Here is an 18,537-nt window from a genome sequence, read left to right on the forward strand (position 1 = left end):
TCCTATTCCGCCACGGGAGCCGCGGAGGCGGGATCGAACTGTTTCATCCGGTCGAGCACTCGTTCGGCCGTCGGTTCGCGCATCTCGTCGACGATGCGTCCGTCGGCGAGGAACACCACGCGGTCGGCGTAGCCGGCGGCGCGCGGGTCGTGGGTGACGATCACGACGGTCTGGTCGAACTCGTCGACGGCAGCCCGCAGGATGGACAGCACCTCACCGGACGAGCGGGAGTCGAGGTTGCCGGTCGGCTCGTCGCCGAAGATGATCTCCGGCCGGCCCGCGAGGGCACGCGCGCACGCGACACGCTGCTGCTGGCCACCGGACAATTCGCCGGGGCGGTGTCCGAGACGGTCGGTGAGACCGAGACGGGTGACGACGGTGTCGAGCCATTCCTGATCGATCTTGCGGCCCGCGATATCCACCGGCAGGGTGATGTTCTCGAGCGCGGTGAGGGTGGGGACGAGGTTGAACGCCTGGAAGACGAAGCCGATGCGGTCGCGCCGCAGCTGGGTCATCCCCTTGTCGGACAGGGTCGTCAGATCGGTGTCGCCGATGAAGACCGCTCCGGAGGTCGCGCTGTCGAGACCTGCGAGGCAGTGCATGAGGGTCGACTTGCCCGATCCGGAGGGACCCATGATCGCGGTGAACTCACCGGCGGCGAAATCCGCGGTCACACCGTCGAGGGCGTGTACCGCGGTTTCTCCGGTTCCGTAGATCTTCTTCAGGTCCTGGGCGCGGGCTGCTGGGGCCGAGTGCAGTGGCATGCACCCATCTTCCCGGTGCCGGGACCACCGCACCATCGGGGATGACCCCGATCTTCGATTCGGGGATACGGGTGTATGCCGGGGGCGGTGGCTCAGGCCCAGCGTGCCTGACCCCCGTCCAGCGGGATCGTCGCGCCGGTGAGATAGCGTGCGTCGTCGCTCACAATCCACGCCACGGCGCGCCCGATGTCCTCTTCGGGGTCGCCGATGCGGCGGAGCGGGATGGTTTGCACGAACTCGGCGGCCTCCTCCGGGTTCTTCTCCGTCCACCATTTCAGGCCCGGCGAAAGGGCGTGCGGGGCGATGGCATTGACTCGGATGCCGTCGACTCCCCATTCGGATGCCGCGGTGCGGGTCAGCGACCGCAGTGCCTCCTTGGTCGAGGCGTAGCCGCCGTAACCACTCGCGTCCCAGCGCACCGCGGCGGAGGTGACCATGTTGACGATCGACCCGCCACCGCGTTCCTTCATGATCGGGTGGACGAGTTGCATGGCGTGCAGCGCGGCGAGCGGACCCGAGCGGTACGCCTTCTCCAGCACGGCCGGCTTCAGGTCGAGCAGCGGCCCGAGCGGATTGAAGCTCGCGTTGTTGACGAGGATGTCGACACCTCCGAAGGCTCTGACCGTGCGGTCCACCGCGGCGGCGATCGCATCCGGATCGGCGATGTCGCACACGACCGGCTCGGCGGTGCCACCGAAGGCGCGGATCTGCTCGGCGGTGTCGATCAGCTTCGACTCGGTCCGGCCGGCGACCGCGATGGCCACACCTTGGCGGGCCAGCGCGAACGCAACCCCCTGACCGACCCCCTGACCTGCGCCGGTGATCAGCGCGACCCTGCCGTCGAGTTTGCCGCCTTCGAGTGTGCCCATGCGAGGAGTCGAGCAGATTCCGGGCACGTCCGGGTATTGCGGTCCCGGTCGGCGGGACACTGCCCTAACCTGTGGCACATGCGGATAGGTGCGCACGTCCGGCAGGACGACGATCCCATCGGTCAGGGCGAACATCTCGGTGCCGATCTGGTGCAGGTGTTCCTGTCGGACCCGCAGAAATGGACGAAGCCCGGTGAGCATCCGCGCACCGAGGAGATCCTCGCATCGGACGTCGACGTGGTGGTGCACTCGCCGTACGTCATCAACGTAGCGAGCCTGAACAACAGGGTGCGGATGCCGTCGCGCAAGGCCCTCGCCGACCACGCCGAGGCGGCCGCGCGTATCGGTGCGCTCGGGCTGGTGGTCCACGGCGGGCACGTGCGCGCGGGTGAGGACGTCGCCGCCGGGGTGGAGAACTGGCGCAAGCTGTTCGAAAGGCAGGAGGACAAGGGCGGGTTCGGGGTGCCGATCCTCGTCGAGAACACGGCGGGCGGCGACTTCGCGATGGCCCGCTACATCGACGCGATCGGACGTCTGTGGGACGCCATCGGCGACTACGGTCCCGGCTTCTGCCTCGACACCTGCCACGCCTGGGCGGGCGGTGAGGATCTCGTCGGTGTCGTCGAACGGGTGCGTGCGGTCACCGGCCGGATCGATTTGGTGCACCTGAACAATTCGCGTGACGAGTTCGATTCGGCCCGCGACCGGCACGCCAATCTCGCCGACGGGCAGATCGATCCGCAGTTGCTCGCGGAGATCGCGGTGCAGGCCGACGCACCGATCGTGCTCGAGACCCCGGCGGAGGGACTCGCCGAGGACATCGCCTTCCTGCGGGAGCACTCGACCTGACGACACACTCCGTTCTACGTTTGCGTCGTGCGCGGACCGATGCACCGTGTCGACGGCGCGCCTCTGTCTCCGACCGAAGCGCACGCCCCCGAAGCTGCGGTCACATGCCGGGCAGGTCGCCGGTCAGATAGCGCTGCACAGTGGGGGCGACGATCTCGACGAGCTGCTCCGACGACATCGACGCGAGCGGTTCGAGTCCGATGATGTAGCGCACCAGCATGATCCCGGTCATCTGGGTGGCCACCAGTTCGGCCCGCAGCCGGCCGGTGCCGACGGGACGGTCGATACGCTCGAACAGCGGTGCGAGCGCGACTTCCAGCAGGAACGAGCGGATCAGACCGCTGTCGCCCCCGGCGATCTGCGCACGGAACATCGCCACGGCCGCGTCGCGGTGCGGGGAGTCCCACACACCGAGAAGGGCGGTCGTGAGGGCACGGCCGAGATTTTCGGGTTCGGCCGCGTAGACGGGGGCGAGGACGTCGCGCGGATCGACCGGCAGCGCGATGGACGCGGTGAACAGCTGCAGCTTGGTGCCGAAGTAGTGGTGCACGAGCGCCGGGTCCACCCCTGCACGGGCCGCTACCGCACGCACCGTCGTCTTGTCGAAACCGTTGGCGGCAAACAGTTCCCGGGCGCTCGCGAGGATGTCGCCGCGCGCGCCCGAGTTCCCGGGACGGCGGCCGGGGCGCCGCGTCCCGGCCTCGCTCGTCACGGGGTGCGACGGCGCAGCGTCGCCGCACCGAGTGTGAGGGCCGCGGCGGCGAACGCCGCGACGACGATCAGATCCCGCACCATGACGGCGGTGACCCCCGGATTCACGGTGATCTCCTGCAGCGCCTCCACCGCGTAGCTCAACGGCAGTGCGTTGCTGATCCAGCGCAGCCAGTCGGGCAGATCGTCCCGGGCGACGAGTAACCCGCACAGCAGGAACTGCGGAATGACGATCACCGGCATGAACTGCACGGCCTGGAACTCGGTGCGGGCGAAGGCGCTGCACAGCAGCCCCAGGGAGACCCCGAGGACGGCGACGAGAACCGCGACGACCAGCACCCACAGCACGGATCCGGCGCTGGTGACGTCGAGCAGCCAGAAGGCCACCACGCATGCGAGACCGGCTTGGACGGCCGCCGCGAGCGAGAAGGCGCTGCCGTAACCGGCAAGCAGGTCGAGTTTCGTCAGCGGTGTGGTGAGAAGCCGTTCGAGGGTGCCCGAACTGCGTTCGCGTTGCATCGCGATGGAGGTGACCAGGAACATCACGACGAACGGGAGGATCCCGAGCATCGTGACGGCGATCCGGTCGAACAGCGAGACTCCGCCCGGGCCGGTGGGCGCGTTCTGGTACATGAAGTACAGCAGCGTCATCAACAGGCTCGGGACGAGCACGATCATCGCGACGGTGCGATGGTCGGCTCGCAACTGACGCAGGATGCGGGTGGTCGTGGTGGCATAGATGACGGCGCTCACGGTCGTGCTCCCGTCCGGTTCCGGATGAGTCGGAGAAAGGCGTTCTCGAGGCCCGTTTCCCCTGTCTGTTCGCGCAGCTCGGCCGGGGTCAGCTGGGCCACCAGCCGGCCTTCGCGCAGGAGGACGAGCTCGTCGCAGTGGCCGGCCTCGTCCATGACGTGGCTCGACACGAGCAGGGTGGTGCCGCGATCGGCGAGTGCGCGGAAGTGTTCCCACAGTTCGGCGCGCAGCAGTGGATCGAGTCCGACGGTGGGTTCGTCGAGCACGAGCAGTTCGGGATCGCCCACCAGCGCACACGCGAGCGACACCCGGCCCATTTGACCGCCGGAGAGGGCCGCCGTCCGGTTGCCGGCGTGGTCGGTGAGCCCGACCGCCGCGAGGGTATCGGCGACCGCGGCGCCCTTCCGCCCGTAGAGGGAGGCGAAATAGGAGACGTTCTCGGTGACGGTCAGGTCGGGGTAGACGCTCGGCGACTGGGTGACGTAACCGATGCGGCGGCGCAGTTCGGCGCTGCCCGCGCGCAGGCCCAGCACCGTGACCGTGCCGGATTCGACGATCTGGGTGCCGACGATCGTGCGCATCAGGGTGGTCTTCCCGCAGCCCGAGGGGCCGAGCAGTCCGGTGATCGCCCCGCGCGGGACGCGCACGCTCACGTCCTCGAGAGCTCGATGGGTGCCACGCCGAACGTGCAGATCGCGGATGTCGACAGCGTCGGAGATGTGGTCGATGGCCATGATCCACTCAATTCATCGAGTGTTGAAATCATCCTTGGATGAATTGTGCGCCTCACGTCTCGATCCGGTCAACCCCCGCGAGCGTCGCCAGTGGCCGACGGGAGTTCCGACGTACCATGAGCCCCATGAAGCACACGCGTCTCGCCCTGGCCGTCACCGCAACAGCACTGGTCCTGGCGGGATGCTCCGCCGGTGCCGACGAGCCCGCACCCTCCCCCGCCGTCTCGGTCGACACGCCGACGTCCTCGGCTCCCGAGACCACCACCTCCGACGAGGTCCCGCGCGACGCGCGCGAGAAGGTCTCCCCGGCCGGAGAGGGCGCAAAACTCACGGTCGTCGACATCCGCACGGGACGTCACGAGGGCTTCGACCGCGTGGTCTACGAACTCGGCGGCGAGGGCACACCGGGGTGGCGGGTCGGCTACGTCGACGAGGCACTCCAGCAGGGCAGCGGCAACGAGGTCCCCGTCGCCGGCGACGCCGTGCTGCAGGTGCTCATCGACGGCTCGGCCTATCCGTTCGACAGCGGTGTCGAGCAGTACGCCGGCCCGGATCCCGTGCTCGCCGATGCCGGCGGATCCGTGGTGGAGGTCAGCGGGTCCGGCGTCTTCGAAGGTGTCACCCAGTCGTTCATCGGCGTCGCCGCGCACGGCACGCCGTTCTCGGTGTACTCCCTCACCGGACCGACCCGCGTGGTGATCGACGTGGCTCGCTGACGCCTCGTCCTGTCGTGGTGCGAGCCTAGGCTTGACCTCGAGCGCACTCGAGGTCCTAGCCTCGGCTGCGACCCGAGGAGGCCGACACCATGAGCATGGAAGTCACCGCGTGGAACGCGATGTACAACGCGATGCACGCCGAGAGCGACCGCAGGCCGTTCTCCCGAGCGAGCCTGCGGCGGATCGCCGAGTTCGCCCGGCCGCACCGCCGTAACATCACCTTCTATCTCGTCCTGAGCGTGACCATCGCGGCGCTCGGCGTCGCGACACCGGTACTCGCGGGGCGGGTGATCGACGCGATCGTCGACGGCGCCGCGGTCTCGGTCGTGGTGCTGCTCGCGGTGATCATCGCCGCGATCGCACTGATCGAGGCCGGCCTCGGGATCGCGAACCGCTGGTTGTCGGCGAGCATCGGCGAGGATCTCATCCTCGATCTGCGCACCACGGTCTTCGACCACGTGCAGCGCATGCCGGTCGCCTTCTTCACGAGAACCCGTACGGGCGCGCTCGTCTCGCGCCTGAACAACGACGTCATCGGTGCGCAGCGTGCCTTCAGCGACACCCTGTCCGGCGTGGTCGGCAACATCGTCACCCTCGCGATCACCCTGATGGTGATGATCGGGATATCCTGGCAGATCACCCTTCTCGCACTGCTGCTGCTCCCGATCTTCGTGATTCCCGCCCGGCACATGGGCGCCCGGCTCGCGCAGCTCAGCCGGGAGGCCGCCAACCACAACTCGGTGATGAACACGCAGATGACCGAACGGTTCTCGGCTCCGGGCGCCACCCTGGTCAAGCTGTTCGGCCGTCCGGCACAGGAGTCGAGGGAGTTCGCCGTCCGGGCGAAGCGGGTCCGCGACATCGGCGTGCGCACCGCGATGCTGCAGAGCGTGTTCGTCACGGCCCTGACACTCGTGTCCGCACTCGCGCTCGCACTCGTCTACGGCCTCGGCGGTTTCTATGCCCTGCGCGACCAGCTCGATCCCGGTTCGGTGGTCGCGATGGCGATGCTCCTCACGCGCCTGTACTCTCCGCTGACGGCGCTGGCCAGCGCCCGCATGGACGTCATGAGTGCGATGGTGAGCTTCGAGCGGGTCTTCGAGATCCTCGATCTGAAGCCGCTGATCGAGCAGTCGCCCGACGCCCGGCCGGTGCCCGGCGGTCCGGTCGCAGTGGAACTCCGGAATGTCACCTTCGCGTATCCGTCCGCCGACAAGGTCTCGCTCGCATCGCTCGAGGAGGTCGCGGTGCTCGATTCGCGGGGCGGCGAAGAGGTGCTGCGCGACGTGTCGTTCCGCGTGGAACCGGGCCGGATGGTCGCACTGGTCGGATCGTCCGGCGCGGGCAAATCGACCATCGCACAAATGATCCCGCGATTGTACGATGTCGATTCCGGCGCCGTGCTGCTCGGCGGAGCGGACGTCCGCGAACTGACCGCCGACTCGATCCGCGCGACAGTCGGGCTGGTCACCCAGGACGGTCACCTGTTCCACGACACGGTCCGCAACAACCTGCTGCTCGCCCGCCCCGAAGCCGGCGAGAACGAACTGTGGGACGCCCTACGTCGCGCACGCCTCGAGCCCCTGATCGCGTCGTTGCCGAACGGACTCGACACGGTCGTCGGCGAACGCGGCTACCGGCTCTCGGGTGGTGAGCGTCAGCGGCTGACGATCGCGCGACTGCTGCTCGCCCATCCGCGGGTGGTGATCCTGGACGAGGCCACCGCCCATCTCGATTCGACCTCGGAGGCCGCTGTGCAGGAGGCGTTGACCGAGGCGCTCGAGGGTCGCACGTCGGTGGTCATCGCGCACCGCCTGTCGACCATCCGCGCCGCCGACGAGATCCTGGTCGTCGAGGCCGGGCGCATCGTCGAACGCGGCAACCACGACGATCTCCTGGCGGCGGGCGGCCGCTACGCGGAGCTGTACCGCACGCAGTTCGCCGATTCGGGACCGAAGGTATCGGTGGGAGCCCCCATACTCGACGCATGAGCGCCGGGACGTCGACGGTGCCACCGCCGACGTCCCGGCCGAGTGGATCGGCCGGCGGTCTCAGTCGCGGTATCCGCCGCGACCACCACGATCGTTGCGGTCGCTGCGGTGCGTGAAGTCGCCGGAGCGGCCGCCACGGCTGTCGCCGTACTCGCGCTTGCCGCCACGATCGCGCTTGCCGTGATCGCGACGGTCTCCCCCGCGTCGATCGTCACCGCGACGGTCGTCGCGTCCGCGATACGAGCTGGGACGTCCGGACGGTGCGCCGGAGTCGGGCTGCAGCTGGATGAGCACGCCCGAGATTCGGGTGGAGCGCAGCGCGTCGAGGGTCTGCGGCGACAGATCCTTCGGCAGCTCGACGAGGCTGTGATCGGCACGGATGCTGATGTGCCCAAAATCGCCGCGGCGCAGTCCGCCCTCGTTGGCGATGGCACCGACGATCGCACCGGGCTGCACGCGGTGACGCTTGCCTACGGCGATGCGGTAGGTGGTCATCTCCTGGCCGTCGCGACCGACCTTCGGCCCGTCGTCGAAGCGACGCGGCGGACGCTCGCGCGGTTCGCGCTCGCGGCGCGGCGGTGCGACCGGCTCGGGTTCGGCCTCCATGAGGAACGACTCGCCGTCGCGAGACAGCACCGCCAGCGCGGCCGCGATGTCGGCGAGCGGCACGTCGTGCTCACGCTCGTAGTCCTCGATGAAGGTGCGGAACAGCTGCAGGTGATCGGAGGCGAGCGCCTCGGTGATCGAGTCGTTGAACTTCGATACGCGCTGGGCGTTGACGTCCTCGACGGTGGGCAGCTGCATCTCGGCGAGCGGCTGGCGGGTGGCCCGCTCGATCGCCTTGAGCAGGTGACGCTCGCGCGGAGCGACGAACAGCAGCGCGTCGCCGGTGCGGCCGGCGCGGCCTGTGCGGCCGATGCGGTGCACGTACGACTCGGTGTCGTGAGGGATGTCGTAGTTGACGACGTGGCTGATGCGCTCGACGTCGAGACCACGCGCGGCGACGTCGGTAGCGACGAGGATGTCGAGCGTGCCGTTCTTGAGCTGGTTGATCGTGCGCTCGCGCTGGGCCTGCACGATGTCGCCGTTGATGGCGGCGGCGGAGAAACCGCGGGCGCGCAGGCGCTCGGCCAGGTCCTCGGTGGCCTGCTTCGTGCGCACGAAGATGATCATGGCCTCGAAGGTCTCGACCTCGAGGATTCGGGTCAGCGCGTCGAGCTTGCGCTGATGGGAGACGAGAACCCAGCGCTGGGAGATGTTCGCCGACGTCGTCGTCTTCGACTTGACGGTGATCTCCTGCGGATCCTTCAGGTACTGCTTCGACAGCCGGCGGATCGCGCCCGGCATGGTCGCGGAGAACAGCGCGACCTGCTTGGTGTCGGGGGTGTCGGCGAGGATGCGCTCGACGTCCTCCTGGAAGCCCATGGTGAGCATCTCGTCGGCCTCGTCGAGGACGAGGAACTCGAGTTCGGAGATGTCGAGGGTGCCCTTGGCGAGGTGATCGATCACACGTCCGGGGGTGCCGACGATGACCTGGGCGCCGCGGCGGAGGCCGGATAGCTGTACACCGTATGCCTGACCGCCGTAGATGGGCAGGACGGACAGGCCCGGGATATGGACGGAATACTTACCGAAAGCCTCCGCGACCTGCAGCGCGAGCTCGCGGGTGGGCGCCAGCACCAGCGCCTGGGGCCGCTTCACGGAGGTGTCGATACGCGAGAGGATCGGCACCGCGAAGGCGGCGGTCTTGCCGGTGCCGGTCTGAGCGAGACCGACGACGTCCCGTCCCTCCAGCAGCGGTGGGATGGTCGCCGCCTGGATCGGCGACGGGGACTCGTAACCCACATCCGAAAGAGCTTGCAGCACACGTGCATCGATGTCGAGATCGGCAAACGTGAGAGCTGCGGTCTCCTGGTCGGGGGCGTCTTGAATATCACTCATTTGACCAGCAGTTTATCGGATGAACTCACCTCTTCGCGCCCGGACCCGGCCGCGACCCGGGCTCGAGCGCGCGAACAATGACCCACCCCACCCCGTCGCCGGCACCCGGGGCGCGTCACACTGGGCAGGTTCACCGTCCTCGACCGAAGGATTCCCCAGTGACGGCTTCCCCCTCCGCGCACGCGTCCGCGACACCCCCGTCCGTCGCCGATTCGGGTATTCCGACGTACTGGTACAACATCGTCGGCGACCTCGCGGTGGCCCCGCCGCCGCACCTGCACCCCGGCACCCGCGAACCGATCACCGCCGACGATCTCGCACCTCTGTTCGCCGCGGGACTGATCGAGCAGGAACTGTCGACCGAGACCGACATCGAGATCCCGGAGGCCGTGCGCGAGGTCTACGCCGGTTACCGCTCCACGCCCCTTTTCCGCGCCCGCTCGTTCGAGAAGGCACTCGGCACCCCGGCCCGCATCTACGTCAAGTACGAGGGCGTGAGCCCGGTGGGCAGCCACAAGGTGAACTCGGCGGTCGCACAGGCCTACTACAACTCGCTCGACGGCGTCACCCGGCTCACGACGGAGACCGGTGCCGGACAGTGGGGTTCGGCCCTGTCGTTTGCGTGCGCGAAGTTCGGTATCGATCTCGAGGTGTGGCAGGTCCGCGCCTCCTACGACTCGAAGCCCTACCGCCGCTTCCTCATCGAGACCTACGGCGGCACAGTACATCCCAGCCCGTCCGACCTGACGGAGGCCGGTCGCGCCGTCCTTGCCGAGCACCCGGACACACCCGGCTCGCTCGGCATCGCGGTCTCGGAGGCCGTGGAGGTCGCAGTGAAGGACGCCGCCGCCCGCTACACCCTCGGCAGCGTGCTCAACCACGTGGTGCTGCACCAGACCGTCATCGGCCTCGAGGCCGTGGAGCAACTGCGGGCCGCGGGTGAGGACCAGGCCGACGTCGTCTTCGGTTGCGCGGGCGGCGGTTCGAACCTCGCCGGCCTGTCGTTCCCGTTCCTGCGCGAGGTCATCCACGAGCGGGCGACCACGCGTGTCGTCGCCGTCGAGCCCGCGGCGTGCCCGTCGATCACCCGCGGCGAGTACCGCTACGACCACGGTGACATCGCGGGTCTGACCCCGCTGCTGAAGATGCACACCCTCGGCCAGGACTTCATCCCGGATCCGATCCACGCCGGCGGGCTGCGATATCACGGCATGGCGCCGTTGCTCAGCCACACCGTCGAGCTCGGCTACGTGCAGGGACAGTCCGTGGCACAGACCGATGCCTTCTCCGCGGCGGTGCTCTTCGCCCGGAACGAGGGCATCGTGCCGGCGCCGGAGTCGTCGCACGCGATCGCCGCGGCCGCGGAGTACGCGCGGGGCCTCACCGAACCCGAGGTCATCGTGATCGGCCTGTCCGGCCACGGCCAGCTCGATCTGCCCGCCTACCACTCGTACCTGTCGGGCGAGCTCGACCGAGATCCCCTCGGTCCGTCCGGGCGGTGAGTGCTCGCCCGCCCGGGCGGACCGTCCCATACTGGAGGTGTGGGGTACGCCACACGCGAGGAGGCAGGCCGGCGACTCGCCCGGTCGGCCGGGCACCTGCGCGACGCCGACCCGGTGGTCCTCGCACTACCTCGCGGCGGCATTCCCGTCGCCCGTGAACTCGCCGCAGCCCTCGATGCGCCCCTGGACGTCCTCGTGGTGCGCAAACTGGGCGTGCCCTGGCATCCCGAACTCGCGATGGGCGCGATCGCCGAAGGACCGGGTCCCGGAACCGCCGGGGAATCGACCACGCAGGACGCCGTCTTCCGGGTCCTCAACGACGACGTGATCCGGCGCGGGCGGATCGCCCCCGAATCCGTGGCGGCCGTCGAGCGACGCGAGCTGGCCGAACTGGCTCGACGTGCCGATTGCCTGCGTGCCGGTCGCACCCGGGTGCCGCTGGAGGGCCGCACGGCGATCGTCGTCGACGACGGCATCGCCACAGGTGCGACGGCCGCGGTGGCATGCCTCGCCGCGCGCGCCTCCGGAGCGACCCGGGTCGTCCTCGCGGTGCCGGTGGCCTCCCCCGACGCACTGCGCCGGGCCGGCCGGACGGCCGACGAGGTGATCTGCCCGTGGACGCCGGTGGACACCGACAGCGTCGGCGCCGCCTACGACGACTTCCATCAGCTCGGCGACGACGAAGCGATTCTCCTTCTCCGAAATACTGGTACTTCCGGTACCGGGAAATCCGACGAGACGATCCGATAGTGGCAATCCTCGTTACCGGCGGGTAGCATTGTTACCTGGATCACTGCCTATCGGACTGTAAAAAGAGGGCAAAGCGGTCCGAGGGTAATGCATTTCCCAACGACGTGTGATGCAATGCACACCGACAGCACCTAACGATGGAGGGGTCACAGTGAGTGAGATTGCCGTACCACAGTCGTTCTCGATTCCCGAGAACACGTCGATGGCCGACAGCGTCTTCCGGCACGAGAAGGAGTCGCCGGAGTTCGTGCCGTTCGAGCGACTGGTCGACGGCAAGTGGGTTCCCGTCACCGCCCGCCAGTTCGCATCCGAGGTGCGCGCCGTGGCGAAGGGCCTGATCGCGTCGGGTATCGAGCTCGGCGACCGCGTCGCGGTCCTGTCGGCGACGCGCTACGAATGGGTCCTGCTCGACTATGCCATCTGGGCCGCGGGCGGTGCCACCGTGGCGATCTACGAGACGTCGTCGGCCGACCAGGCCCAGTGGATCCTCGAGGACTCCGGGACCAAGCTGCTCATCGTCGAGAACTCCGGTCACGTCGACACCGTCCGCGAGGTCGCCGAGAACGCCCCGACCGTGCGCGAGGTCCTGCAGATCGAGCCGGCGCCGGGCGGCAAGAGCGCGGTCGACGAGCTCATCGCACGCGGCGCAGCGGTCACCGACGAGCAGGTCGAGGAACGGCGCAACTCGGTCACGGCCGAATCCGCGGCGACCCTCATCTACACCTCCGGCACCACGGGCCGGCCGAAGGGCGTCCAGCTCAAGCACCGCCACTTCGCCTCGGAGTCCGCGGCCTGCGGCCTGGCCCTGCCCGACTCGATGCACGAGGGCCAGCGCACCCTGCTGTTCATCCCGATGGCACACGTCTTCGCGCGCCTGATCTCGTTCGCGGCATTCGACAGCAAGGTCACCGTCGGTCATACCTCCGACCTGACGACGCTGCTCGACCAGTTCGCGGTCTTCAAGCCGAACTTCATCCTCTCGGTGCCCCGCGTGTTCGAGAAGGTCTACAACTCGGCGAAGCAGAAGGCCTACGACGGCGGCAAGGGCAAGATCTTCGAGAAGGCCTCGGAGGTCGCGATCGAGTACAGCAAGGCCCTCGAGAACGGCGGCCCCGGCCTCGGCCTGAAGATCCAGCACTTCGTCTTCGACAAGCTGGTCTACGGCAAGCTGAAGGCCGCGCTCGGCGGCAACGTCACCCGGGCCGTCTCGGGCGGCGCCGCACTCGGCGCACGTCTCGGCCACTTCTTCCGCGGTGTCGGCGTCACCATCTACGAGGGTTACGGCCTGACGGAGACCACCGGCGGCATCATCATGAACACCCCGGCCGCCCAGAAGATCGGCACCGTCGGCACGCCGTTCAACGGCTGCGCCGCGAAGATCGCCGAGGACGGCGAGCTCCTCCTCAAGGGCCCCCAGGTGTTCGACGGCTACTGGCAGAACGACAAGGCCACCGACGAAGCCATCCGCGACGGCTGGTTCCACACCGGCGACATCGGTGCGATCGACGAGGACGGCTTCATCTCGATCACCGGCCGCAAGAAGGAACTCATCGTCACCGCGGGCGGCAAGAACGTCGCCCCGGCCGTCCTCGAGGATTCGCTGCGCGCCCACCCGCTGATCAGCCAGGTCATCGTGGTCGGTGATTCCAAGCCATTCGTCGGCGCGCTGATCACCCTCGATCCGGAGGCGCTGCCGGGCTGGCTCGAGCGACACGGTCTGCCGGCGGAAACCACGGTCGCCGATCTGATCAAGAACCCCGACCTGATCGCTGAGATCGACGAGGCGGTTGCCGAGACCAACAAGAAGGTCTCGAAGGCCGAGGCGATCCGCAAGTACCGCCTCCTCGAGACCGATTTCAGCGTCGAGAGCGGCGAGCTGACCCCGACGCTCAAGCTCAAGAGGAACATCATCCACGACAAGCACGGCGCCGAGATCGCAGCGATCTACAACTGAGGTTCCACACCGTCGACCGGGCCCCTCGTCACCGCGAGGGGCCCGGTCGTTTCTCGGGGAATCTGGGAATCCGGTCGGCCACGTCGCCCACGAACGCGGCAATATCCGAAGTCACCCTGCGATGTACGGGTTCGTGCAACAGGTCGTGCCCGGCATCGGAATACTCGCACCACTGTGCCCCGGGCAGCGACGACGCCCACTCGCGTACCGGGTCGATGGGGGCCAGCCGGTCGTCGACGCCGTGGACCAGCAGGACCGGCAGGTCGCTCGCGCCGAGCGCTTCGGCCGTCTCCGGCAGGGCCGCGGTGCGCGGCGTACCGCACAGCACGACGCCCGCGAGGCGGCTACCACCGGAGGGATCGGCATCCAGCGCCGTCAGGACCGTCGCCGCCCCCAGCGAATGGCCCATCATCACCAGCGGCAGACCGGACTCGGCGGCGAGGCCGGTGAGCACGCCGAAGTCCTCGGCGTGGAACTCGACGTTGCCCGGTGAGCCGGGTTCTCCTTCGGAGAGCCCGTGTCCGGCGAGGTCGAGTCCCCACCACGCGATGCCGTGGGCGGCGAGGCCGGAGGCGAAACGGTGGTAGTGCCCGGTGTGCTGCCCGAAACCGTGCGCGAACACCACACCGGCTCTCGCGTCGTCGACGGTCCGGCACCGCCAGTGGACCCGGCCGACCGACCCGGGGAAGAACGTCAACGGCATGGCCTCATTGTGGCCGGAGCCGGAAGGTCACCAGCAGCCGCCCTCACCGCGATAAGTGGGAACCTCGGTGCGTCCGTTCTCGTCGACGAGGTACACCCGGTCGAACCTCTCGCACAGTTCGCCGGCCTTCGCGTGGCGGAACCACACCCGTCCCCCGACGGGGATCGACGCGGCAGCGCGACCGCGCACCGGGGTCTGCACCTCGCCGGCACCTTCCGTCCCCAGCAACTTCAATCCCACAGGACGGACCGGGCGCGGCACCCGCGAGGCGCCGGTCGGGCCGGACGCGATGTACCCGCCGCCGAACAACGTCGTGACCGACGGTGACGGTTTGCGTACGGCAGGCAGCGCGAAGAACATCGACGGGTTCGGGGTGAACGCCCGGTAGCCGTCGAACAGGGTGGGCACGTACAGCCCCGATCCCGCGGTGGCCTCGGTGACGACACGATCGGCGGTGGTCACCTCGAGCGAGCCGGTTCCGCCACCGTTGACCAGTTCGAGGTCACCCACGACCGCACGCACGGCCTCCACCACGGCGCGGCGACGAGAGGAGAGATCCCGCGCCGACAGTCCCTTGACGAGCCGTACCGGCAGCGACGAGTCGGGCAGGCCCGCGATCTGGGCCTCGTAGAACATCACTCCGACGACGTCGAATCCGGCGGCGTCGGCGCGACGGGCCAGGCCGGAGGCTGCCTCCGGGTCGCGCAGCGGAGAACGGCGCACACCGAGATGGAGCGGACCCACCCGCAACGACGCATCGATGTCCAGGCAGACCTTCGTCCGGAAAGTGTTCTTCCCCAAAGCCGTACGGATGATGTCGAGGTGCTCGGCCGAATCGACCATGAGCGTGATCGCCTGCACCGCGTCCGGCGACACCGCGAGCTTCCCGAGCGCCGCCCGGTCGACCGTGGGGTAGCCCATCAGGATGTCGCGCGCTCCGTGCTCGACGAGCCACAGCGCCTCCCGTAGCGAGTACGCCATGATGCCGCGAAAACCGCCGCGGGTGGTCAGTTCCGGACCGAGGACCTCGGCGAGGACGGCACGACAGCGCACCGATTTGCTCGCGACCCGCACGGGCACACCGTTCGCGCGGCGGATCAGGTCGTCGGCGTTGCGCCGCAGGGTGGGCAGATCGACGGCGGCGAACGGCGGGTCGAGGTCGGCCGTCGCCGCGTGCACCCGGTCGAGGGCGGCGTCGTGAACGGAAGCAGCACGGAGCACGGGCGATCCCTTCGAAAAGGTCGGGTCGGGTCAGGAACGTTCTACGGCACGGGTCGCGATGATGTCGGCGACGACTCCCAGTTCGGCCGTGGCCGCCTCGCCGTCGCGATCGACGAGCCACCGGAGCACGACGCCGTCGAGCACGGACAACGACAGTCGTGCGAGCGTCGAAGTGGGCAGCGACCATTCGACGCCGCACCGCTCGGCGCAGGTGTCGAGGAACAACTGGGCCTGCTTGTCCATCAGGCGGTACTGCTCCACGGCGATGTCGCCGCCGGCGGGACTGCCATCGGTGCGCTGCCGGAGCGAGTAGGCGGTGATCTCGTAGGTGAGGGTCTGCAGCCCCGGCGTGGACTCGATCGTCGACCACATGGAGCGAAGGCCGGTGTGGAGCATCGAGCGGAGACAGTCGACGCCGCCGGTCTGCTGCGCGTCCTCGGGCACATCGAAGGCCGCGTGCATGGCTCCGGCGAGTTCGCCGACGACGGCGTTCGCCATGGCGACGACGAGGGCTTCCTTGCTGTCGAAACAGTAGTGGACAACGCCCAGTGACACTCCGGCCTTCTCGGCGACGGCGCGGACCGTGACGGCTCCGACTCCCCCGCCCTCCGCCAGTTCCAGTGCTGCTGCCACGAGTTGGGCGCGGCGCTCGTCAGCAGGCAACCGATTCGGCATGACCCTGATGGTAGAGGTCGGGAAAGGTTCACGAGCAGGTGTTGACTTGGACGATTGTCCAGGTCGAAGATGAGGCATGGCCACCTGGCACAATTGGGCTCGCACCGAGAGTGCGGCACCTCGCCGTTTCGAGACCCCCGGCAGCACCGACGACCTCGCGCGCGTCGTCGTCCGCGCCTCCGAGCAGGGCGAACATGTCAAGGCCGTGGGCGCCGGGCACTCGTTCACCGGCGCGGCCGTCACCGACGGCACGCTCATCTCGCTCGACCGGATGTCCGGTCTCGTCGCGGTGGAACCGTCGGCCACCGGCGCGCGCGTCACCGTGCGGGCGGGGACGCGACTGCGCGGCCTGGGCGACCTGCTGTGGGCACAGGGCCTCGCCGTACCGAATCTCGGCGACATCGACGTGCAGTCCGTCGCCGGCGCGATCTCGACCGGCACCCACGGCACCGGCGCGACCTTCCGCGGACTGGCAGCAGCCGTGTGCGGCGCGACGATCGTGCTCGCCGACGGCCGGATCGTCGACTGCTCCCCCGAGCACGAGCCCGACCTGTTCGAGGCCGCCCGGCTCGGTCTCGGCGCCCTCGGCGTGCTCGCGACCGTGACGCTCGATTGTGTCCCCGCATTCCGCCTGCGCGCAGAGGAAGCCCCCTCGTCGCTCCGCACCACACTCGATGTCCTCGACGAACTGCGAAGCGGTGTCGACCATTTCGAGTTCTACTGGTTCCCACACACCGACGGCGTGCTCATCAAACGCAACACCCGCCTCCCCGGTGAGGCACCGGTGCAGCCGGTCGGGCGGGTGCGCACCCTCCTCGACGACGAACTGCTCTCCAACGGCGCCTTCGCACTCCTCCAGCAGGTCGGGACGCGGGTTCCCGCCACCATCCCGGCGCTGAACCGGGTCGCGTCCCGGGCGTTGTCCCCGCGCACCTTCGTCGACCGCAGTTACCGGGTGTTCGCCTCCACCCGCCGGGTGCGGTTCCGGGAGATGGAGTACGCGCTCCCCGCCGAGCACCTTCCAGCGGTTCTGCGCGAGATCGATGCGTGGCTGCAGCGCACGGACGTTCGTGTCGGTTTTCCGGTGGAGGTGCGGTTCGCGCAGGGCGACGATGTCTGGTTGTCCACGGCGCAGGGCCGCGATACCGCCTATGTGGCCGTGCACCAGTACCATCGGCGCGACCACACGCCCTACTTCGACGGTGTCGAGCCGATCCTGCGCGCCGCGCAGGGACGCCCGCACTGGGGCAAGCTCCATTCCCTGACCGCGGACGCTCTACGCGAGCTCTACCCTCGGTTCGACGACTTCCTCGCCGTGCGCGACCGCGTGGATCCGCACCGCACCTTCACGAACCCGTATCTGCGCCGCGTCCTGGGCGAATGACGCCCGAGCCGACTCACCCGGACGGACTCAGAGGAAGGCGGCGTCCCACGAATTGCGCCGGAGCACATCCCGTTCGGCATCGGTCAGACCGAGCTGATCCTTCAGCCCTGCGAGGTTGTCGTCGACGTAACCACCGAAATAGGCGGGATCGTCCGAGTGCACGCTCACCGACAGGCCCGCCTCGAGCATGCGGCGCAGCGGATGGTCGGCGAGCGTATCCACCACGCGGAGGCGGACATTCGAGAACGGGCAGACGGTGAGGGGAATGCTCTCGTCGACCAGGCGCGCGACGAGTTCGGGATCCTCGAGCGAGCGGATGCCGTGGTCGATGCGCTCGGCGCCGAGCAGATCGAGCGCCTGCCAAACATATTCCGGAGGTCCCTCCTCCCCCGCGTGCGCGGTGATGTGCAGCCCTTCGGCCCGCGCCCGCGCGAAGACGTCCTCGAACAGTGACGGCGGGTGACCGACCTCCGCCGAGTCCAGGCCGAGAGCGATGATCGGCGCACCGAGGCGCAGCAGTTCGCCGAACACCTGATGCGCTTCGGGCACGGGGCGATCGCGCACGATCGACGCGATCATCGCCGCATCGACCCCGAACTCCCGGTGTGCCCCGGCGACCGCGTCGGAGAGCCCGGCTACGACCTCTGGCAGCGGGACACCGCGCGAGGTGTGGGCCTGCGGATCGAAGAAGAACTCCGCGTGGGTGACACCCGCCCGCGCCGCACGAGCGAAATAGGCGCGGGCGAGGTCGGCGAAGTCCTGCGCCGTGCGCAGGACCTCCATGTTCGCGTAGTACAGGTCGAGGAACGACTGCAGATCGGTGAACTCGTAGCGGCTGCGCAGATCGTCGAGATCGCGATAGGGCAACTCGATGCGGTTCCGCTCGGCGAGGGCGAGGATCAGCTCGGGTTCGAGCGTGCCCTCGATGTGTACGTGCAGTTCTGCGAATCCGTCGGTCACCTGATCCTCGTCATCTCTCGTTCGGTCTTTCAGCGACCCTTCCAAACCGGAGCTCAGCGA

At 68.7% G+C, this 18,537-nt stretch carries 17 protein-coding genes; 7 read left to right on the forward strand and 10 right to left on the reverse strand.

Features of this window, described 5'->3' with window-relative positions:
- Window positions 1-2: 2 nt before the first annotated feature.
- Together K3M35_RS03785 and K3M35_RS03790 are read right to left on the reverse strand one after the other, a co-directional pair.
- Window positions 3-764 carry an ABC transporter ATP-binding protein gene (locus tag K3M35_RS03785; RefSeq protein WP_006553930.1) on the reverse strand — a complete coding sequence of 254 codons (762 nt, stop codon included), beginning with the start codon at window positions 762-764 and terminating at the stop codon, window positions 3-5.
- Between the two features lie 92 nt (window positions 765-856).
- Window positions 857-1,633 (reverse strand): SDR family NAD(P)-dependent oxidoreductase, encoded by a 777-nt coding sequence (locus K3M35_RS03790; protein ID WP_006553929.1) that lies wholly within the window; start codon window positions 1,631-1,633, stop codon window positions 857-859.
- Between the two features lie 78 nt (window positions 1,634-1,711).
- On the opposite strand from K3M35_RS03790, the gene K3M35_RS03795 reads away from it, so the two are divergent.
- A complete protein-coding gene (locus K3M35_RS03795; protein ID WP_071934589.1) occupies window positions 1,712-2,482 on the forward strand; it encodes a deoxyribonuclease IV in 771 nt (256 codons plus the stop codon).
- Window positions 2,483-2,582: 100 nt separating this feature from the next.
- Here K3M35_RS03795 and K3M35_RS03800 read toward each other — a convergent pair whose 3' ends face one another.
- From K3M35_RS03800 to K3M35_RS03810, 3 genes are read right to left on the reverse strand one after another with little or no spacing between them, the layout of a single operon-like run.
- Window positions 2,583-3,194, reverse strand: coding sequence for a TetR family transcriptional regulator (locus tag K3M35_RS03800; protein ID WP_006553927.1), 612 nt, complete (start codon window positions 3,192-3,194; stop codon window positions 2,583-2,585).
- Entirely contained in the window at window positions 3,191-3,946 is a 756-nt protein-coding gene (locus tag K3M35_RS03805) for an ABC transporter permease (RefSeq protein WP_033097325.1), read from the reverse strand. The genes K3M35_RS03800 and K3M35_RS03805 overlap by 4 nt, the downstream gene beginning before the upstream one ends.
- Window positions 3,943-4,680: an ABC transporter ATP-binding protein gene (locus K3M35_RS03810; protein WP_064851497.1), complete on the reverse strand. Its 738-nt coding sequence runs from the start codon at window positions 4,678-4,680 to the stop codon at window positions 3,943-3,945. The genes K3M35_RS03805 and K3M35_RS03810 overlap by 4 nt, the downstream gene beginning before the upstream one ends.
- Window positions 4,681-4,805: 125 nt before the next feature.
- Between K3M35_RS03810 and K3M35_RS03815 the strand changes: the two genes are divergently transcribed.
- The gene (locus K3M35_RS03815; protein ID WP_006553924.1) at window positions 4,806-5,396 is read left to right on the forward strand and encodes a hypothetical protein; all 591 of its coding nucleotides are present in this window, start codon (window positions 4,806-4,808) and stop codon (window positions 5,394-5,396) included.
- Window positions 5,397-5,485: 89 nt separating this feature from the next.
- Complete coding sequence (locus K3M35_RS03820; protein ID WP_220666009.1) at window positions 5,486-7,387, forward strand: ABC transporter ATP-binding protein; 1,902 nt, start codon at window positions 5,486-5,488, stop codon at window positions 7,385-7,387.
- 60 nt (window positions 7,388-7,447) lie between these two features.
- On the opposite strand, the gene K3M35_RS03825 is transcribed toward K3M35_RS03820, so the two are convergent.
- On the reverse strand, window positions 7,448-9,328 hold the full coding sequence (locus K3M35_RS03825; protein ID WP_006553923.1) for a DEAD/DEAH box helicase: 1,881 nt from the start codon (window positions 9,326-9,328) through the stop codon (window positions 7,448-7,450).
- Between the two features lie 158 nt (window positions 9,329-9,486).
- Between K3M35_RS03825 and K3M35_RS03830 the strand changes: the two genes are divergently transcribed.
- The 3 genes from K3M35_RS03830 to K3M35_RS03840 all read left to right on the forward strand — a co-directional run bounded on the left by K3M35_RS03830 (window position 9,487) and on the right by K3M35_RS03840 (window position 13,534).
- On the forward strand, window positions 9,487-10,830 hold the full coding sequence (locus K3M35_RS03830) for a TrpB-like pyridoxal phosphate-dependent enzyme (protein WP_220666010.1): 1,344 nt from the start codon (window positions 9,487-9,489) through the stop codon (window positions 10,828-10,830).
- Window positions 10,831-10,869: 39 nt separating this feature from the next.
- Entirely contained in the window at window positions 10,870-11,580 is a 711-nt protein-coding gene (locus K3M35_RS03835) for a phosphoribosyltransferase (RefSeq protein WP_024103477.1), read from the forward strand.
- Between the two features lie 151 nt (window positions 11,581-11,731).
- Window positions 11,732-13,534: a long-chain fatty acid--CoA ligase gene (locus K3M35_RS03840; RefSeq protein WP_039586272.1), complete on the forward strand. Its 1,803-nt coding sequence runs from the start codon at window positions 11,732-11,734 to the stop codon at window positions 13,532-13,534.
- 28 nt (window positions 13,535-13,562) lie between these two features.
- Here the strand turns inward: K3M35_RS03840 and K3M35_RS03845 are convergent, their stop codons facing one another.
- The 3 genes from K3M35_RS03845 to K3M35_RS03855 are packed head-to-tail and all read right to left on the reverse strand — an operon-like array spanning window position 13,563 to window position 16,133.
- On the reverse strand, window positions 13,563-14,237 hold the full coding sequence (locus tag K3M35_RS03845) for an alpha/beta hydrolase (RefSeq protein ID WP_220666011.1): 675 nt from the start codon (window positions 14,235-14,237) through the stop codon (window positions 13,563-13,565).
- A gap of 27 nt (window positions 14,238-14,264) precedes the next feature.
- Window positions 14,265-15,458, reverse strand: a complete 1,194-nt coding sequence (locus tag K3M35_RS03850; RefSeq protein WP_220666012.1) for an alanine racemase — start codon at window positions 15,456-15,458, stop codon at window positions 14,265-14,267.
- Window positions 15,459-15,488: 30 nt separating this feature from the next.
- Window positions 15,489-16,133, reverse strand: a complete 645-nt coding sequence (locus K3M35_RS03855; protein ID WP_024103473.1) for a TetR/AcrR family transcriptional regulator — start codon at window positions 16,131-16,133, stop codon at window positions 15,489-15,491.
- A gap of 76 nt (window positions 16,134-16,209) precedes the next feature.
- Between K3M35_RS03855 and K3M35_RS03860 the strand changes: the two genes are divergently transcribed.
- A complete protein-coding gene (locus K3M35_RS03860; RefSeq protein ID WP_033097315.1) occupies window positions 16,210-17,517 on the forward strand; it encodes a D-arabinono-1,4-lactone oxidase in 1,308 nt (435 codons plus the stop codon).
- 27 nt (window positions 17,518-17,544) lie between these two features.
- Here K3M35_RS03860 and K3M35_RS03865 read toward each other — a convergent pair whose 3' ends face one another.
- Window positions 17,545-18,477 carry an adenosine deaminase gene (locus tag K3M35_RS03865; RefSeq protein WP_220666013.1) on the reverse strand — a complete coding sequence of 311 codons (933 nt, stop codon included), beginning with the start codon at window positions 18,475-18,477 and terminating at the stop codon, window positions 17,545-17,547.
- Window positions 18,478-18,537: the final 60 nt, after the last annotated feature.

Source organism: Rhodococcus sp. DMU2021 (assembly GCF_019641445.1).
Classification (GTDB): domain Bacteria; phylum Actinomycetota; class Actinomycetes; order Mycobacteriales; family Mycobacteriaceae; genus Rhodococcus; species Rhodococcus pyridinivorans.

Coding starts and splice junctions, on each gene's coding strand:
- K3M35_RS03785 (WP_006553930.1), bottom strand. CDS start 764: ATGCCACTGCACTCGGCCCCAGCAGCCCGCGCCCAGGACCTGAAGAAG.
- K3M35_RS03790 (WP_006553929.1), bottom strand. CDS start 1,633: ATGGGCACACTCGAAGGCGGCAAACTCGACGGCAGGGTCGCGCTGATC.
- K3M35_RS03795 (WP_071934589.1), top strand. CDS start 1,712: ATGCGGATAGGTGCGCACGTCCGGCAGGACGACGATCCCATCGGTCAG.
- K3M35_RS03810 (WP_064851497.1), bottom strand. CDS start 4,680: ATGGCCATCGACCACATCTCCGACGCTGTCGACATCCGCGATCTGCAC.
- K3M35_RS03815 (WP_006553924.1), top strand. CDS start 4,806: ATGAAGCACACGCGTCTCGCCCTGGCCGTCACCGCAACAGCACTGGTC.
- K3M35_RS03820 (WP_220666009.1), top strand. CDS start 5,486: ATGAGCATGGAAGTCACCGCGTGGAACGCGATGTACAACGCGATGCAC.
- K3M35_RS03825 (WP_006553923.1), bottom strand. CDS start 9,328: ATGAGTGATATTCAAGACGCCCCCGACCAGGAGACCGCAGCTCTCACG.
- K3M35_RS03845 (WP_220666011.1), bottom strand. CDS start 14,237: ATGCCGTTGACGTTCTTCCCCGGGTCGGTCGGCCGGGTCCACTGGCGG.
- K3M35_RS03855 (WP_024103473.1), bottom strand. CDS start 16,133: ATGCCGAATCGGTTGCCTGCTGACGAGCGCCGCGCCCAACTCGTGGCA.
- K3M35_RS03860 (WP_033097315.1), top strand. CDS start 16,210: ATGGCCACCTGGCACAATTGGGCTCGCACCGAGAGTGCGGCACCTCGC.